The sequence below is a fragment of the Methylococcus sp. S1M genome, assembly GCF_051295855.1.
Taxonomy (GTDB): Bacteria; Pseudomonadota; Gammaproteobacteria; order Methylococcales; family Methylococcaceae; genus Methylococcus; species Methylococcus capsulatus.
In genome coordinates this window covers 403,825-419,698 of the sequence record NZ_JBPDXO010000002.1, presented here as the reverse complement: position 1 = coordinate 419,698, position 15,874 = coordinate 403,825, and the positions used below count along the sequence as shown (strand labels likewise).

General features: G+C 65.3%; 11 protein-coding genes and 2 pseudogenes. 8 read left to right on the top strand and 5 right to left on the bottom strand.

What is annotated here, in order from left to right:
- Positions 1-4: 4 nt before the first annotated feature.
- The 5 genes and pseudogenes from ACSHWJ_RS05515 to ACSHWJ_RS05495 all read left to right on the top strand — a co-directional run bounded on the left by ACSHWJ_RS05515 (position 5) and on the right by ACSHWJ_RS05495 (position 6,536).
- Positions 5-1,483, top strand: a complete 1,479-nt coding sequence (locus tag ACSHWJ_RS05515) for a Y-family DNA polymerase (protein WP_218800395.1) — start codon at positions 5-7, stop codon at positions 1,481-1,483.
- A complete protein-coding gene (locus ACSHWJ_RS05510; protein WP_218800394.1) occupies positions 1,467-4,610 on the top strand; it encodes an error-prone DNA polymerase in 3,144 nt (1,047 codons plus the stop codon). Before ACSHWJ_RS05515 ends, ACSHWJ_RS05510 begins: the two co-directional genes overlap by 17 nt.
- A gap of 75 nt (positions 4,611-4,685) precedes the next feature.
- Positions 4,686-4,880, top strand: coding sequence for a DUF2442 domain-containing protein (locus ACSHWJ_RS05505; protein ID WP_218800393.1), 195 nt, complete (start codon positions 4,686-4,688; stop codon positions 4,878-4,880).
- A gap of 112 nt (positions 4,881-4,992) precedes the next feature.
- Complete coding sequence (locus ACSHWJ_RS05500) at positions 4,993-5,514, top strand: hypothetical protein (protein ID WP_218800392.1); 522 nt, start codon at positions 4,993-4,995, stop codon at positions 5,512-5,514.
- A gap of 225 nt (positions 5,515-5,739) precedes the next feature.
- Positions 5,740-6,536 (top strand): annotated as a pseudogene (locus ACSHWJ_RS05495) (integrase core domain-containing protein).
- A gap of 25 nt (positions 6,537-6,561) precedes the next feature.
- On the opposite strand, the gene ACSHWJ_RS05490 reads toward ACSHWJ_RS05495, so the two are convergent.
- From ACSHWJ_RS05490 to ACSHWJ_RS05470, 5 genes and pseudogenes are all read right to left on the bottom strand, one after another.
- Positions 6,562-7,140, bottom strand: a complete 579-nt coding sequence (locus tag ACSHWJ_RS05490; RefSeq protein ID WP_371129696.1) for a YhjD/YihY/BrkB family envelope integrity protein — start codon at positions 7,138-7,140, stop codon at positions 6,562-6,564.
- Between the two features lie 109 nt (positions 7,141-7,249).
- A pseudogene (locus tag ACSHWJ_RS05485) lies at positions 7,250-7,516 on the bottom strand (YhjD/YihY/BrkB family envelope integrity protein); the annotation flags it as partial.
- 58 nt (positions 7,517-7,574) lie between these two features.
- Complete coding sequence (locus ACSHWJ_RS05480) at positions 7,575-7,853, bottom strand: hypothetical protein (RefSeq protein WP_256992982.1); 279 nt, start codon at positions 7,851-7,853, stop codon at positions 7,575-7,577.
- A gap of 170 nt (positions 7,854-8,023) precedes the next feature.
- A complete protein-coding gene (gene moaB / locus ACSHWJ_RS05475; protein ID WP_218800391.1) occupies positions 8,024-8,542 on the bottom strand; it encodes a molybdenum cofactor biosynthesis protein B in 519 nt (172 codons plus the stop codon).
- A gap of 55 nt (positions 8,543-8,597) precedes the next feature.
- Positions 8,598-9,872 carry an NAD(P)/FAD-dependent oxidoreductase gene (locus tag ACSHWJ_RS05470; RefSeq protein WP_010961392.1) on the bottom strand — a complete coding sequence of 425 codons (1,275 nt, stop codon included), beginning with the start codon at positions 9,870-9,872 and terminating at the stop codon, positions 8,598-8,600.
- Positions 9,873-10,117: 245 nt separating this feature from the next.
- Between ACSHWJ_RS05470 and ACSHWJ_RS05465 the strand changes: the two genes are divergently transcribed.
- The 3 genes from ACSHWJ_RS05465 to ACSHWJ_RS05455 are packed head-to-tail and all read left to right on the top strand — an operon-like array spanning position 10,118 to position 15,831.
- Positions 10,118-11,479, top strand: coding sequence for a TolC family protein (locus ACSHWJ_RS05465; protein ID WP_218798055.1), 1,362 nt, complete (start codon positions 10,118-10,120; stop codon positions 11,477-11,479).
- A 23-nt stretch (positions 11,480-11,502) separates the two neighbouring features.
- Positions 11,503-12,582 (top strand): efflux RND transporter periplasmic adaptor subunit, encoded by a 1,080-nt coding sequence (locus ACSHWJ_RS05460; RefSeq protein ID WP_432539383.1) that lies wholly within the window; start codon positions 11,503-11,505, stop codon positions 12,580-12,582.
- 18 nt (positions 12,583-12,600) lie between these two features.
- Complete coding sequence (locus ACSHWJ_RS05455; RefSeq protein ID WP_218800390.1) at positions 12,601-15,831, top strand: efflux RND transporter permease subunit; 3,231 nt, start codon at positions 12,601-12,603, stop codon at positions 15,829-15,831.
- Positions 15,832-15,874: the final 43 nt, after the last annotated feature.

The window sequence follows — 15,874 nt, the reverse complement described above, 5'->3', positions numbered from 1 at the left end:
TGCCATGGCACTGGCCCGCGCCCACCCTTTTCCCTCTCTTCCGGCGGAACCGCCCTGTACGGCTTCCGCGGCCGAAGCCGCGCCGCTCTGGCTGGCGCTGCGTTTTCCCGCGCTTGCGCTGGAGGCTTTGGGGATCACGGGGCCGGAGCCGGTCGCCATCACCGAAGCCGGTGATGGCCGGCTCCGGGTGCACAGTGCTTCGGCGGCAGCCGCCGCGCAGGGCGTCGCCGCCGGCATGGCCTTGTCCGAAGCCCAGGCGCTCTGTCCCGGGCTGACGGCGGTGAGCCGTGATCCGGAGGCCGAGCAGCGCGTCCTTTCACATCTGGCGGAACGCTGCCTGCGATTCACTCCCTGGATCAGCCTGGACTTCCCGGCCACCCTGCAACTGGAGGTGCGCGGCAGCCTGCGGCTGTTCGGCGGACCGGCGCGGCTGGCCGGAGCAGCGCGGCAGGTTTGCGCGGCGGACGGCCACGCGGTGCAATGCGGTCTGGCACCGACGCCCATGGCGGCCTGGCTGCTGGCGCGGGCGGGATTCCCCGCGCCGGTGCTCGAGACCGAGGCGCTGCGTTCCGTGCTGGGCGACCTCTCCATCGCCGCGCTGGGCATCGACGATAAGCTCAGCGGCCGTCTGGCCCGTGCCGGTCTGCGGGTGCTGCGCGATCTCTGGCGCATGCCGCGGGACGGCTTGGCGCGCCGCTACGGCAGCGATCTGCTGCGGCGGCTGGACGAGGTCGTGGGCAGCCGGCCCCAGCCGCTGGGTCGGTTCCATGCCCCGCCGCGGTTCCGTGCCGGGCGGGAACTGGCGATGGAAACCGAAGACCTGAGCCGGGTCTTCCCGCTGGTCGAGGCTTTGCTGGCGGAATTCGAGGGTTTCCTGCGGAGCTGCGATGCCGTCGCCGCCGGGCTGGAGCTCGAACTGCGGCATGCCCGCGCAGCGCCGACGCGGGTTTGCTTGAGGCCACGCCGGGCGGGCCGGGAGGCCCGGCACTTCGCAGCCCTGCTGCGCGAGCGGCTGGATCGGGCAGCGCTGCCCGGCCCCGTCCGGGGGGTACTGCTGCAAAGCGTCGACATCCAGCCCTTCACGCTGCCGACGGCGGATCTGTTCACGCCCGGGGCGGCTGGCGGGGAGTCCTGGGACGAACTGCTCGACCGCCTCCAGGCCCGGCTGGGACCGCAGGCTTTGCGTCGGCCCATGCTTCGCGCCGATCACCGGCCGGAGCGTGCGGAGTTCGGCAACGCTCCCCGAAGCGGCGAGACGGCGCGGTCGCCCCGGCCGCTGTGGCTGCTGTCCCGGCCCCGGCGTCTGAGGGACCGGGACATCCGCATCCTGCCCGAGTGCGAGCGGATCGAAACCGGCTGGTGGGACGGCGGACCGGTGCGGCGCGATTATCACCTGGCGGTCGACGGTGTCGGGGCGCGGCTGTGGGTCTACCGCGACGCCGGCACGGCGGGTCCCTGGCACCTGCATGGCCTGTTCGGCTGAGGCGGTGTTCGCTGAACTGCATGCCTTGAGCAATTTCAGCTTCCTGCGCGGCGCCTCGCATCCCAAGGAGCTGGTCGCCGAAGCGGCCCGTCTGGGCTATGCGGCGCTGGCGCTCACCGATGAATGCTCGCTGGCCGGCGTGGTACGCGCCCATGCCGAGGCCAAGACGCTCGGCTTCAAGCTCATCATCGGCAGCGAATTCCGGCTGGAGGACGGTCCCAAGCTGGTGCTGCTGGCGATGGACCGCCGCGGCTACGGCCAGCTCGCGGCCTTCATCACCCTGGGGCGGCGGGCGGCGGAGAAAGGGGAATACCGGCTGCTCCGCGGCCAGCTCGAAACCCATCCGCTCGACCATTGTATTGCGATCTGGCTGCCGGAAGACGCGCCCGATGACGAAACCGGCGCCTGGCTGGCGCGGTTGTTTCCGGCCCGCTGCTGGATCGGCGTCGAGCTGTTCCTGAGCGGCGGAGACGGCCTCCGCCTTTCCGTCCTGCAGGCGCTGGGCGAACGGCTGGGGCTGCCCCTGGTCGCCTGCAACGACGTCCACATGCATGCCCGCGAGCGCCAGCCGCTGCAGGACACCCTGACCGCCATCCGCCTCGGCCGGCCGCTGGCGGAACTCGGCTACGCGCTGTTTCCGAACGGGGAACGCCATCTGCGTCCCATCGAATTCCTGGCGCGGATCTATCCACGGGCGCTGCTCGAAGAATCGCTGCGCATCGCCGAACGCTGCCGGTTTTCGCTGGACGAACTGCGCTACGAATACCCGGCCGAGCTGGTGCCGGACGGCTACACGGCCATTGCCTGGCTGCGCGAGCTGACCCGGCAAGGCATGGCCGAACGCTGGCCGGAGGGCGCGCCGGACAAGGTGCGGCGGCAGGTCGAGCACGAACTGGAACTGATCGGCGCCATGGCCTACGAGCCGTTCTTCCTGACCGTGCACGACGTGGTCCGGTTCGCCCGCAGCCGCGGCATCCTGTGCCAGGGCAGGGGATCGGCGGCGAATTCGGCCGTGTGCTATTGCCTCGGCATCACCGAGGTCGACCCGGCCCGGCTCGATCTGCTGTTCGAGCGTTTCATCTCACGGGAGCGCAACGAGCCGCCCGACATCGACGTGGATTTCGAGCATGAGCGGCGCGAGGAGGTCATCCAGTACATCTACCGCAAGTACGGCCGCCACCGGGCGGCGCTGGCGGCCAGCCTCATCACCTTCCGCGTGAGGAGCGCGGTGCGCGACGTCGCCCGCGCCCTGGGCTTCTCCCCGTCGCGGATCGACACCCTGGCGCGGGTGCTCGACCGCCACGGCGTCGCGGAGACCTTGCCGGAGCGCCTGGCCGAAGCCGGCCTCGCGTCCGAAAACCCGGCGGTGCGGCATCTGCTGGCCCTGGTGCAGATGCTGGTGGGGTTTCCCCGCCACCTGTCCCAGCACGTGGGCGGCTTCGTCATCGCTGCCGAGGACCTGTCGCACTGGGTGCCGGTGGAGAACGCCGCCATGCCCGAGCGCACCGTGATCCAGTGGGACAAGGACGACCTGGAATCCCTGGGTCTTCTCAAGGTCGACGTCCTCTCCTTGGGCATGCTGACCGCGATCCGCAAGGCGCTGGCCTATGTCGGCGAAGGGCGGGGCCGGCCGTTCACGCTGGCCGACGTTCCCCCGGAAGACCCGGCGGTGTATGAGATGCTGCAGCGGGCCGACAGCATCGGCGTGTTCCAGGTGGAATCGCGGGCGCAGATGAGCATGCTGCCGAGGCTCCGTCCCCAGAGCTACTACGACCTGGTGATCCAGATCGCCATCGTCCGGCCCGGACCGATCCAGGGCGACATGGTGCATCCCTATCTGACCCGGCGGGCCGGGCTGGAGCCGGTGTCCTACCCCAGCCCCGCTGTGGAGAAGGTGCTGAAGCGGACGCTGGGCGTGCCGATCTTCCAGGAGCAGGTGATGCAACTGGCCATGGTCGCCGCCGGATTCACGCCGGGCGAGGCCGACCGGTTGCGCCGCGCCATGGCCGCATGGCACCGCAAGGGCGGGCTGGAGCCGTTCGAAAAGAAGCTGATGGACGGGATGCGCGAACGCGGCTACGAAGAGCGCTTCGCCCGCCAGATCTACCGCCAGATCCGGGGTTTCGGCGAATACGGCTTCCCCGAGTCGCATTCCGCCAGCTTCGCCCTCCTGGCCTACGTCTCCGCCTGGCTCAAATGCCACCATCCCGCCGCCTTCGCCTGCGCCCTCCTCAACAGCCAGCCGATGGGCTTCTACGGCCCCTCCCAGCTCATCCAGGACGCCCGCCGCCACGGCGTCGAAGTGCGGCCGATCGACGTCAACCACAGCGGCTGGGACTGCACGCTGGAGCCGACTGAGATTCCTAACCCCCTCTCCCTCTGGGAGAGGGTTGGGGTGAGGGCCCTTCAAACAGGTAGCAATCCCGCCCTCCGCCTCGGCCTGCGCCTGGTCAACGGATTCTCGTCCGCTGCGGCGCAACGCCTGAGCGACGCCCGCCGGCAGGGACCGTTCCAAAGTGTCCAGGATTTAGCCACCCGCGTCCGGCTCGACCGCCGCGAACTGGAAGCCCTGGCCGCCGCCGACGCCCTGCACGGACTCGGCGGCCACCGCCATCGCGCCTTCTGGGAAGCCGCCGGCGTGGAAGCACCGACCCCGCTCTATGCCGAACCGCAATTCGCCGAAGCCGAGCCTTTGCTGAGGAAACCGGGCGAAGCCGAGGACGTCATCGCCGACTACGCCGCCGCCGGCGCCAGCCTGCGCCGCCATCCCTTGAGCCTACTGCGGGAGCGGCTGGACCGCCGCGGCTTCCGCACCGCCGAAGCCTTGTGGCAGGTGAGGAACGGCTCCATCGCCCGCGTCGCCGGTCTCGTGGTTTGCCGCCAGAGCCCCATGACCGCCAACGGCACCACCTTCGTCACGATCGAAGACGAAACCGGCCAGATCAACCTCATCGTCTGGCCCGCCACCGCCCAGGCCCAACGCCGTGCGCTGCTGCGCGCCCATCTCCTCGCGGTATCCGGCACCGTGCAGCAGGAAGAGGGTGTATTGCACCTCGTCGCCGGGAGGCTGGAAGATATCGGAAAATGGCTGGGCGGGTTGGTGGTAAAGTCCAGGGATTTTCAGTGAGCGTCAAAAAGTCAGATAACATGTTCGAGGGCTTGATCAATGAATATTGTTGGAATAATTCAGAGAGACAATTACGTGCTGTATATCAAGAGCGAAGACGGCAAGGCTGGTTTATTCGATGTCAAGCCATATCCCGAGTCGGAAGCTTTCACTCCGCTGAAGGACAGGGCTGAGTTCGAACGAATTCACAACGGCAAGTATTTTATTGAGTGGGACTGCGGAGCGGACTTTTCTGCAGATACGATTCAGGCGGGATTGGAAATTTCATAAATCTAAACAATCGTTTTTCACAATGTGCAATTGTACCATTGTACCTCATGGCGGATGATTATATGATTTCAATGTCGTTGTTTTTAATTATGGCGCATGGCGGAATTTTGTGATGGGGAAGATTTCGGTAATAGGAGCTATTTTATTGCTTTCTGGGTGTCAGTTGTTTGACTGGCATTGCACCAAAGGTGGACAGTGGAGCTCTGGTTACTTTACAGGGGATGGAAGATGTACTTACTTCTGTGCGGATAAAGACGAGAAGTATTGCGCTGATTCTCCACAGGAAGCCGAGGCGCTTCAATCAAAGGATCCTGAGTTTCAAAAGATGCAGCAAGAAAGGGCTGCCGAAAATATGGAGCTGTCTAGAGCTATATGTGCAAAACTTGGATTTAAACCAGAGACCGATGCATTTGCGAATTGCCTTCTTACCCAGATGCGAATGCAGTTTGATGTTGAAGTGCTGAATCATCAGAACAATTTAAGAAATGCTCAGCAGGACATTGAAGCATACAAAAATATGTGGCAAGCATTGCAGCGTGGCGCTCAGCAGATCATGAATCGACCTCAGTCACCGCTCTATAACTCTCCGATGAAGTGCACTCCTGATCTGGTTGGCGGTTTTACATGTCGATAGGGCCAGAGGATGCGTTGAGGCACGAAGCGTATCAATCGCGAGTGGTGAGCCAGAGCCAAGTCTTGTAACGAATAAAGGAAAATGTAGCGACAAACCCAGTCCACATGGGCCTGCTCGGTATGTGTCAGGTCCCGTGTGATTATTTGCCGAGGAGGAGTTATCCTCTTTTCGAGGCCCGGAGTCTTCTCCGGGAGGTTTTGGGTCAACCCGGTCAGGTTCGTCACCATGCAGATTCGCCTTCATAAGAACGCCCGCACCACGCCCGCCGTAAGGCAAGCGATTCGAGCCTCCGACCTGAGCGAGCGCGCCTTGGCCCAAAAGCATGGCATCAGCCGTACGACCGCCCGTAAATGGAAACGCCGCGATTCGGTCGAAGATGCCTCGCACCGACCCCATACCCTGCACACCACGCTGACGCCGGCCCAGGAAGCCATCGTGGTCTATTTGCGGAAGTCCCTGCGCCCGCCTTTGGATGATCTCCTGGCGGTGACGCGGGAGTTTCTCAATCCCGCGGTGTCCCGCTCCGGGCTGGACCGCTGCCTGCGCCGCCACGGGGTGGCGTTCCTCGAGGCCCTGCTCCCGCCGGCGGAGAAGGCCCCGGTTAAACCTTTCAAGACCTATGAACCCGGCAGTCTTCGGGCACGCATGACTTCGACCGCCTCTGCGCCGAACAGGCCATCGAACACCGCCTGATTCCGCCCCGAAGGCCCCAAACCCACGGCATGGTCGAGCGTTTCAACGGCCGCATCGAGGCGGTCCTGCAAACCCATCGCTTCGACTCCACGGCCGATCTGGAGACCACTTTGCACCGCTACGTCGCTCTCTACAATCAGCATATCCCCCAGCGGGCCTTGGGTCATATCACTCCCGTTCAAGCACTCAAAAACTGGCATACATCCCATCCCCATCTCTTTCGTAAAAAGGTTTATAAACAGGCGGGACTTGACATGCAGCGGATCGAATTCTTTCCGGACGTCGCGGAGAGCGAAGCGGTCACCGACGTATTCCTGCCGCTCCGGTAGCCGGGAAAAGCGGAGACGGGACGTGCTATCCGCTCATCCGGACGACGTCCCGCAAGCTGCGGTTTCCCAGAGTCGTTTCCGGGTTGCGGTCGATGGCGGCCAGGATTTCCCGGACGGCGTCGGGTTCGTCTTGAAGAGTCAGGGCCGGCTGGTCGCCCGCGGTTCGAACCGCCTCCACCACTTCGCTCAACAGGATCGCATCGGTGTCCCGTGCGAGAACGTAAGCTTTCCGTTCGCCGTTCAGGCTCAACAGCAGGCCGTGCCGTTTCAGGCATTCCAGCGGGTCCGCCACGGCTTCCCAGGGCAGGTTCACCTGATCCGCCAGGTCGGGCAGCGTGCAGGCGGCGGCTTCGCCGCGCGCATGGCTTCGCCCGATCAGGATCATGAGCAGCAGGGCGAGGCGCTCCTGGGACTGCGGACTCAGGTGGGGCCGCCGTCCGCCGTAGCCGAGATAGCGGGGAAACTGGACATGGAAGGAGACGACGCTGCCCAGCAGCAGGATGAGCCAACTGAGGTACAGCCAGATCATGGACAGGAGGATGACGGCGAAGCTGGAATAGATGGCGCTGTAATGGGCGGAATTGACCGTGAATGCGGTGAACAGAAAGCCCGTCGCTTTCCAGCTCAGGCCGGCGAACAGCCCCCCCCGCCAGCGCGGGCCGCCACTTCACCGCGGTGTTGGGTATGAACGAATAGGCGAAGGCGAAGGCGGCGACGATCAGCACATAGGGCAGGACGATGCCGGCCAGATAGTAGGCCGTGCCGAAGGGCTCCAGGGCGATCAGCCGCCGTACGATTTCCATGCTGCTCATCGAGGCCGCGATGCCGATCGCGGAAAACAGCAGTACCGGGCCGATCAGGACGATGCTGAGGTAGTCGCTGAACTGGCGGTAGAGCGGGCGCGTCCTGGACACCCGCCAGATGTGATTGAAGCTGTCCTCGATCTGCTCCAGCAGCGACACCACGGTGTAGAACAGCATCAGAAAGCCGACGAAGCCCAGAACGCCTACCTGGATGTTCCCGACGAAGCCGATGACGTTATCGGACCTCTCTCGCCTTTTCGCCCAGGGGCGCCAGCATTTCGAGGAGCAGCGGCTGGATCTCGTTGTGTACGCCGAACGCCTTGAGCACCGAGAAGCTCACCGCTAGCAGCGGCGCCAAGGAGAGCAGGCTGGTATAGACCAGGCTCATCGCCCGATGCCTGATTCCCCCTTCGCGGTACTCGCGCACCAGCACCAGGACCAGCAGTTTCAGCACCTTGCAGGTGTCCGCGATTCTCGGCCTGACGGCGGGAAACAGGCGCTCGGCGGATTTCATGGGCTTGGCTCTCGGCGGTAAGCGGTGGTCCCGGACGCCTTACCGGCTCCTCGGCCGGCAAGCCGGGCGCGGTCCGTGCCCGGGAGTTCAGTCTAAGCCAATGCGATCGTCCGCGTCGATTTGCCGGGAATGGGTCCGACGGTGAGGAGACCGGATGCCCGGTTTCTCGCCTATTTTTCCCCCAGCCGCGGTATCAGTTCGGCAAGGTTGCAGGGGCGGGTGCGGAGGTCGAGCTGCTGGCGGATGAGCTTGTCCCACGCCGTGCGGCAGGCGCCGGAGGAGCCGGGGAGGGCGAAGATGTAGGTGCCGTTGGCGACGCCGGCGATGGCCCTCGACTGGATGGTGGAGGTGCCGATTTCCTGATAGGAGATGGCGCGGAACACTTCGCCGAAGCCGTCCAGGGTCTTGTCGAACAGCACCGATACGGCTTCGGGGGTGCCGTCCCGGCCGGTCACGCCGGTGCCGCCGGTGCTGATGACGACCTGTATGTCGGGATCGGCGATCCACCGGGAGACCACCGCCCGGATGCGGTAGATGTCATCCGGCACGATGCATTTCTCGGCCAGCCGGTGACCGGCCTCGGTGAGGCGTCCGACCAGTACCCTGCCGGAGCTGTCGTCGTCTTCGGTGCGGGTATCCGAAACCGTGAGGATGGCGATGGAGAGCGGAAGGGATTCGTGGTTGGTCATGGGCGGGGATTCGGGAGGGGGCGCCCGCCCGGACGGGCGCCGGGGACGGAAAGGCTCAGTTCTTCAGGCGGACGATACCCAGGGCCTTGAGGCCCAGGCGCTCGTAGATGGGCTCGCTGATGCCCTTCCTCACCTTGCGGAGGAAGTACTTCTCGAAGGCGATCTTGGCCAGGTGCACCCAACGTCCTTTCTTGGCCCAGGTGACGTTGCGCGGCGGGATCTGCGGCTGGGCGATGAAGGCGGCGCCGGTGTCGCCCATGTCGGCCAGACACAGTGCGGCCCATGTGCCTTTGAAGCTGGGCTCCTTGCCGTCGAGTTGCTCGCGGATGTTGTGTGCGGTGGCGGTGACCATGGACTCGATCATGTAACCGGTCTTGGGTACACCGGTGGGTACCGGCGTCTGCTCCAGCGGCGGAATGGCGATGCAGACGCCGACCGAGTAAACGTTCTTGAACGTGGGGTTGCGCTGATATTCGTCGACGATGACGAAGCCGCGTGGGTTCACCAGCCCCTCGATGCCGCGCACCGCGTCGACGCCGGTGAAGGCCGGAATCATCATGCAGTGCTTGAACGGCAGTTCGTGCTTCTTCTTTTCCTTGCCGTCGTCGTCGACTTCGGTGACGAACATCTTGCCGGCCTCGATCTTGTCGACCTTGGCGTTGGTGATCCACTTGATGTGGCGGTCGCGCAACTCGCTTTCCAGGAGTCCCTTGGAGTCGCCCACCCCGCCCAGGCCGAGATGGCCGATGTAGGGTTCCGAGGTGACGAAGGTCATCGGCACCTTGTCGCGGATCTTGCGGCGGCGCAGGTCGGTGTCGGCGATGAAGGCGTATTCGTAGGCCGGGCCGAAGCAGGAGGCGCCCTGTACCGAGCCGACCACGACCGGACCGGGGTCCTTGACGAAGCCGTCCCAGAATTCCATGGCTTCGGCGGCGTGATCGACGTGGCACACCGACTGGGTGTGGCCATGCGGGCCGAAGCCCGGCACTTCGTCGAATGCGAGGCGGGGGCCTGTGGCGATGACCAGGAAATCGTAGTTCACGGAGCTGCCGTCGGCGAGTTCGATGCGGTTGTTGGCCGGATCGACCTTGGTCGCTTTCTGCTGGATGAACTCGATCTTGCGCTTCTTCAGCATGGGGGCGAGTTCGACCTTGATGTCCTCCGGTTTACGCCAACCGACCGCGACCCAGGGATTGGAGGGGACGAAGTGGAAAGTGGGGCTGTCGGAGATGAGCACCACCTCGTCCTGTTTTTTGCGGGCGAGGTGCTTCATTTCCAGGGCCATGGGGATACCGCCGATGCCGGCGCCGAGTATGACGATTCGAGCCATTGCGTTTTTCCTCCCGCGCAGTCCTTCTGCGTACTTGATGGTGTTGTTGGGCAACGCTGTCGACGATCGGTTGAAAATTCTGCTCGTATACCGACCGCTTGTCGAGAATATTAGCAAATGCTAAAATTCAAGGCAAGCCCGGATCGGGCAAGGGGGCCGGTAGTTCCACGCGGTGGAACTGGCTATCATTCATTCAAGGAGTTTCCCGCCGGGAACCGTCGACATCGACACGCAGCGTCGCGCCCATGAATTCGACAGAAATCAGGTCTGCCCGTTTCCGGATGTGGTTTTCTCCGGTCTTCTTGGCATGGGTACTGGGGAGTCCGCCGGTATTTCCCGCTACCTCGGGCGGTGCCCGGCTGACCTTGCAGCAAGCCATCGAGCTCGCCTGGGAAAGGAATCCCGACATCCATGCCGCCGAGGCCCGGCTGGGCCAGGCCCAGGCCAGCGTCGAGGAAGCCACCGCGGCGTTCTATCCCCGTCTCACCGCGCGCGTCGGTTATGACTATTCGGACAACCCCGCCTTGGCGTTCTCCTATGTCGTAGCCCAGCGCCGCTTCAATTTCGGCATGAACATCAACCATCCGGGCTATGTCGAGAACTTCCGCCCGGAGGTGTTCACCACCTGGTCGATCTTCCGCGGCGGCCAGGACTACTACCGCAAGAAGGCGGCCGAACTGGGCGTCGAAGTGGCGGAACTGGAGCACTCGGCTCTGCGCAACCAGTTGGCGGCGGCGGTGACCGCGGCCTATTACGCGTTGCTCGAGGCCCCGCGCCAGGTCGAGGTCTCGAAGAAATCGGTGGAAGCGGTCACCAGTGAACTCGAACACACGCGTCACCGCCATCAGGCCGGTTCCAGCCTCAAGTCCGACGTGCTCTCCCTGGAGGTTCGGCTGGCGCAGTCCCGCGAAAACGAAACCCACGCGCTGAACTCGGTCGAACTCGCCCGCGCCGCCATCAAAACCCTGCTCGGTGGCGAAACGGTGGCCAGCCTGGAGGCGGTGGAGCCGGCCGCCAACGGTGCCGCAGGCCGGGAGAGGATGGAAAAAGTGCTGGCCCAGGCGCTGTCGCAGCGGCCGGAAATGCAGGCGGCCACCAGCCAGGTCGCCCTGCGTCAGCACGAGCTCGACATGGAACGGGGCGCACGGCTGCCCAGGGTCAACGCCTTTGCAGCCTACGGTCAGAACAGTCGGACGCCGGGTTTCTCCACGGAGCAGGGCAACGTCACGCTGGGCGTCAGCGCCGAACTCGACCTCTATGCAGGCGGCGCGGTCACGGCCCGGATTTCCGCCGCCGAGAAGCGACTGACCGAAGCCCAGGCGCTGGAAACGCGCACCCGGCTGGAAATCGAAGAGGAAGTACGCAAGGCCTATTTGCAGCTCGAGGAAGCCTTGTCGCGCAAGGACGCGGCGGAAGCAGGCGCCAAGTCGGCGGAGGAAGCGCTGCGGCTGGTGCACGAACAATACCGGGAAGGCGCGGCGACGGTGACGCGTTATCTCGAAGCCGAGGCCGACCGCGCCCAGGCCCAGACCCGCGCCATCGCCGCCCGCTATGCCGTGGAGGTCGCGGAGGCGAATCTGAAGAAGGCTTCGGGTTTCTGGCGCTAGATAGAGATAGAAGGAACAAAGCAATGCACGCTCAAGCGCACGGTTCGAACTCCCGCAAGACACTGTCGTATGCCGCCATGGCCGTCTCGGCCCTGGTCCTGATGCTGGTCTGGATGGAGGGCGGCTTCGTCGGCAAGGCGGCGCCGGGGCTACGGGCCGAGGAGCAGGCCGAACCGGTGAGGGGGCAGACGTACACACTGGCGCCGCGGACCATCGCGGAGACGTCCGCCTGGCCCGCCACCGTGTCCGCCCGGGTCGTCGCCCGCATCTCGCCCAAGGTCGCGGGACGCATCACCGAGATCACCCGCAGGGTGGGTGACCGGGTGCAGCGGGGCGAAGTCCTGGCGCGGCTGGAAGCCAAGGAGCTGGGTGCCCGGCTCGGCCAGGCCAGGGCGCAGCTTGCCGCGGCCGAAGCCGAAGCGGTGCGGGCCCGCGCCGAGCTGATCCGCAGCGAAAGCCTCTATGCCAAGGAAGCGGCCACCCGCCAGACACTGGAAACGGCCCAGGCCGCCGCCCGCGCCGCGAACGCCCAGGTGAAGGCGGCGCAGGATGCCATCGCCGAGGCCGGTTCGCTGTTCGGCGAGACCGAACTGAAGTCGCCGGTGGATGGCACGGTGGTGTCGCGCGAACTCGACCGGGGCGACACTGCCATGCCCGGCATGCCGGTGCTGACGGTGCAGGAAAGCGGCAGGCTGCGGATCGAGGGCGCGGTCGCCGAGCGCTGCGCGGGGGCGCTGCGGGCCGAAGCCCCGCTGACGGCACGGGGCGGCTCGCCCGAGCAGGTCTATCCGGTCGAGGTGGACGAAGTCGCCCCCGCCGCCGATCCGGCCACCCGTACGGTCTGGTTCAAGGCGCGCCTGCCCGATGCCGCGACCTGGCAGCCGGGCGCCTATGTCAGTGTGGAACTGCCTTGCGGCCAGCGCGAGGTGCTGCTGATTCCCGCGGCCGCCGTGACGCGCATCGGCCAGATCGAGAGCGTGCGCCTCGTCGAAAAGGACCGTTCCGTACTGCGCCACATCCGTACCGGCCGGTTCCACGATGGCCAGCTCGAAGTCCTGGCGGGGCTGGAGCCGGGTGACACCGTCCAGATTCCGAGCCCCTGACCATTCCGGAGAACCCGCATGGCCAAACCCAACGACGAACGGGGCCTGACGGCGGCGATCGTCCGCATTTTCATTACCTCCAAGCTGTCCCTGGTCTTCCTCATCGCCTCCTTCATGCTCGGGGCGGCGGCCTTGTTGCTGACGCCTCGGGAAGAGGAGCCGCAGATCGTGGTGCCGGTGGCGGACGTCTTCGTCAGGGCGCCGGGGGCCTCGGCCGAGGAGGTCGAGAAGCTGGTGGCGACGCCGTTGGAGAGCCGGCTGCGGGAGATCGACGGGGTGGAGTACGTCTATTCTGCCTCCCGTGCCGGCGAAGCCATGGTGACGGTGCGCTTTTACGTCGGTGAAGACCGCGAGGACAGCCTGCTCAAGGTTTGGAGCAAGCTGATGTCGAACAAGGACGCCATTCCTTCCATCGTCGAGTCCTGGCTGGTCAAGCCGGTGGAGATAGATGACGTCCCCATCCTCACCTTCACCCTGTCCTCGTCCAATCCGTTGTACGATGCGGCGACGCTGCGGCGTCTGGCCGACGAGATGAAGGACAAGCTGTCTTCCCGGGAGGATACCGGCCGCATCTACGTGGTCGGCGGTCAGCGGCGGACGGTGCGGATCCATCCGGATCCGGCGCGGCTGGCGGCCCACGGTCTGGACATCGGCGGCCTGATGCAGGCGTTACGGGGCGCCAACGTCAAGCTGGAAGCCGGGAGCTTCGACCGCGCCGATCGCCGCGTCGACCTGGAAGCCGGCCCGCATTACGCTTCCGCCGCCGAGGTCGCGGACACCGCCGTCGGTCACCGTGACGGCAGGGTGGTGCGCCTGCGCGAGGTGGCAGAGGTGATCGACGGGCCGGCCGAGGTCGAGAGCTATACCCGCATCGGCTTCGGCGCCGCAGCAGCGGACAGCCGGTCGGTCGGCCAAACCGCCGCCGCCCGCCCCGGCGAGGAGCGCCAGGCCGTGACCCTCGCGGTCGCCAAGCGCCGTGGCGCCAACGCGGTCAGCGTGAGCGAGCGGGTCATCGAGGAGGTGAAGGGTCTTTACGGCACCCTCATCCCGGAAGACGTGACCGTGACGATTTCGCGCGATTATGGTGAGACCGCGAACCACAAGGTCAATGAGCTGGTGAAGCATCTCTTCATCGCCATCGTCACCATCATCGTGCTGCTGGCCTTCGCCCTGGGGCCGAAGGAGGCCTTCATCGTGGCGCTGGCGGTTCCGATGACGCTGGGTATCACCCTGCTGTTCGACCTCGTGTTCGGCTACACCATCAACCGCGTCACCCTGTTCGCCCTGATCCTCTCCCTGGGGCTTCTGGTGGACGATCCCATCGTCGACGTCGAGAACATCTACCGCCATTTCAAGCTGCGGCGCGAACCGCCCCTGGAGGCCGCTATCACCGCCGTCGACGAAGTCCGGCCGCCGACCATCTTCGCGACCTTCACCGTCATCGTCTCGTTCCTGCCGATGTTCTTCATCACCGGCATGATGGGGCCCTACATGGCGCCGATGGCCTTCAACGTGCCGGTCGCCATGCTGATGTCGCTGCTGGTCGCCTTCACCGTCACCCCCTGGGCCAGCTATTACCTGCTGAAGAGCGAATACGGCACGGGCGGGGCCGCGTATGCCTTGCAGGACAGCCCCATTTACAGGTTCTATCGCCGCACCCTCGGCGCCTTGGTGTTGCAGCCCGGACGCGCCAAGTTGTTCATCTGGCTGATGGTCGGCGCCCTGGTGGCGTCGAGCCTGCTCGCCGTGACCCGGGTGGTGCCGCTGAAGCTGCTGCCGTTCGACAACAAGAACGAACTGCAGCTGGTGATCGACATGCCCCGCGATGCCAGCCTCGAACGCACCGATGCGGTGGCGCGGGCGCTGGGCGAATACCTGGCGCGGGTCAACGAAATCACCGATTTCGAAACTTATGTGGGTCTGGCCTCGCCCATGGATTTCAACGGCATGGTGCGCCATTACTACCTGCGCCGCGGCGGCTACGTCGGCGAAATCCGCATCAGTCTGCTGCCGAAGGAGCGGCGTGAGCAGCAGTCGCACGAGATCGCGCTGCGGATACGCCCGGAGGTGGAGCGCATCGCCGCGCGCTTCGGAGCCAAGGCCAAGATCGTGGAAACCCCGCCCGGGCCACCGGTGCTCTCTACTTTCGTCGCCGAAGTCTACGGCCCGCTGGATGCCGAGCCCGCCGAGCTGGACCGGGTGACCGAACGGGTGCGGGACGATGTCGCGGGCATCGCCGGCATGGTCGATGTCGACGACCTGGTGGACGAGCCCAAGACCCTGATCCGCTACCGGGTCGATCGCGACAAAGCGGCGCTCAACGGGCTCAGCGTGGCGGCGTTGGCCGAAGCCTTGGAGGCCGCGACGGCCGGGCGTTCCGTCGGCACCGTGCATGTGCAGGGGGAACGGGAGCCGCTCGAGATCGTGCTCCGCCTGCCGCGCGCCGAGCGCTCGTCCCTGGCCGAACTCATGACGCTCGGGGTGAGGGGAGCGGACGGCCGCCTGGTGCCGCTGGGCGAACTCGGTACTTTGGTCGAGGACCAGGCCGACCGCACCATCTACCACAAGAATCTGCTCCGGCTGAATTACGTCACCGCCGAAATGGCGGGCCGCACGCCGGTCGAAGCGGTGCTGGACTGGGGCGACATCGAGGAGGCCAAGCCGCTGCCTGCGGGCTACAAGGTCGACCTGGCCGGGGAAGGGGAATGGAAGATCACCGTCGACGTGTTCCGCGACCTTGGGCTGGCGTTCGGCGCCGCGCTGGTCATGATCTACGTACTGCTGGTGGCCCAGACCGGTTCGCTCGGCATGCCGCTGGTCATCATGGTGGCGATTCCGCTGACCATCATCGGCATCATGCCGGGATTCTGGCTGTTGAACCTGCTGTTCACTTCGCCAGTGGCCGGCTACGACAATCCCATCCTGTTCACCGCCACCGGCATGATCGGCATGATCGCCCTGGCCGGCATCGTGGTGCGCAATTCCATCATTCTCATCGACTTCATCGAACGCCTCCGGGAGCGGGGCACGCCTCTGTTCGATGCGCTGGTCGAAGCCGGCGCCACTCGCCTCAGACCGATCTTCCTCACCGCCGGAGCCGCCATGTTCGGCTCCTTCGTCATCACGCTGGATCCGATCTTCTCCGGCTTGGCTTGGAGTTTCATCTTCGGCATCTTCGCTTCCACCCTGTTCACCCTGTGGGTCGTCCCCGTCGTCTACTGGATGATCAACCGGGAAGTGCCGCGCTGATTTTTCTCCTGCTCGACCGATTACAATGAGCTTCCGGCCTGAC

Coding starts and splice junctions, on each gene's coding strand:
- ACSHWJ_RS05480 (WP_256992982.1), bottom strand. CDS start 7,853: ATGAAATCCGCCGAGCGCCTGTTTCCCGCCGTCAGGCCGAGAATCGCG.
- ACSHWJ_RS05460 (WP_432539383.1), top strand. CDS start 11,503: ATGCACGCTCAAGCGCACGGTTCGAACTCCCGCAAGACACTGTCGTAT.
- moaB (WP_218800391.1), bottom strand. CDS start 8,542: ATGACCAACCACGAATCCCTTCCGCTCTCCATCGCCATCCTCACGGTT.
- ACSHWJ_RS05470 (WP_010961392.1), bottom strand. CDS start 9,872: ATGGCTCGAATCGTCATACTCGGCGCCGGCATCGGCGGTATCCCCATG.
- ACSHWJ_RS05500 (WP_218800392.1), top strand. CDS start 4,993: ATGGGGAAGATTTCGGTAATAGGAGCTATTTTATTGCTTTCTGGGTGT.
- ACSHWJ_RS05515 (WP_218800395.1), top strand. CDS start 5: ATGGCACTGGCCCGCGCCCACCCTTTTCCCTCTCTTCCGGCGGAACCG.
- ACSHWJ_RS05455 (WP_218800390.1), top strand. CDS start 12,601: ATGGCCAAACCCAACGACGAACGGGGCCTGACGGCGGCGATCGTCCGC.
- ACSHWJ_RS05465 (WP_218798055.1), top strand. CDS start 10,118: ATGAATTCGACAGAAATCAGGTCTGCCCGTTTCCGGATGTGGTTTTCT.
- ACSHWJ_RS05510 (WP_218800394.1), top strand. CDS start 1,467: ATGGCCTGTTCGGCTGAGGCGGTGTTCGCTGAACTGCATGCCTTGAGC.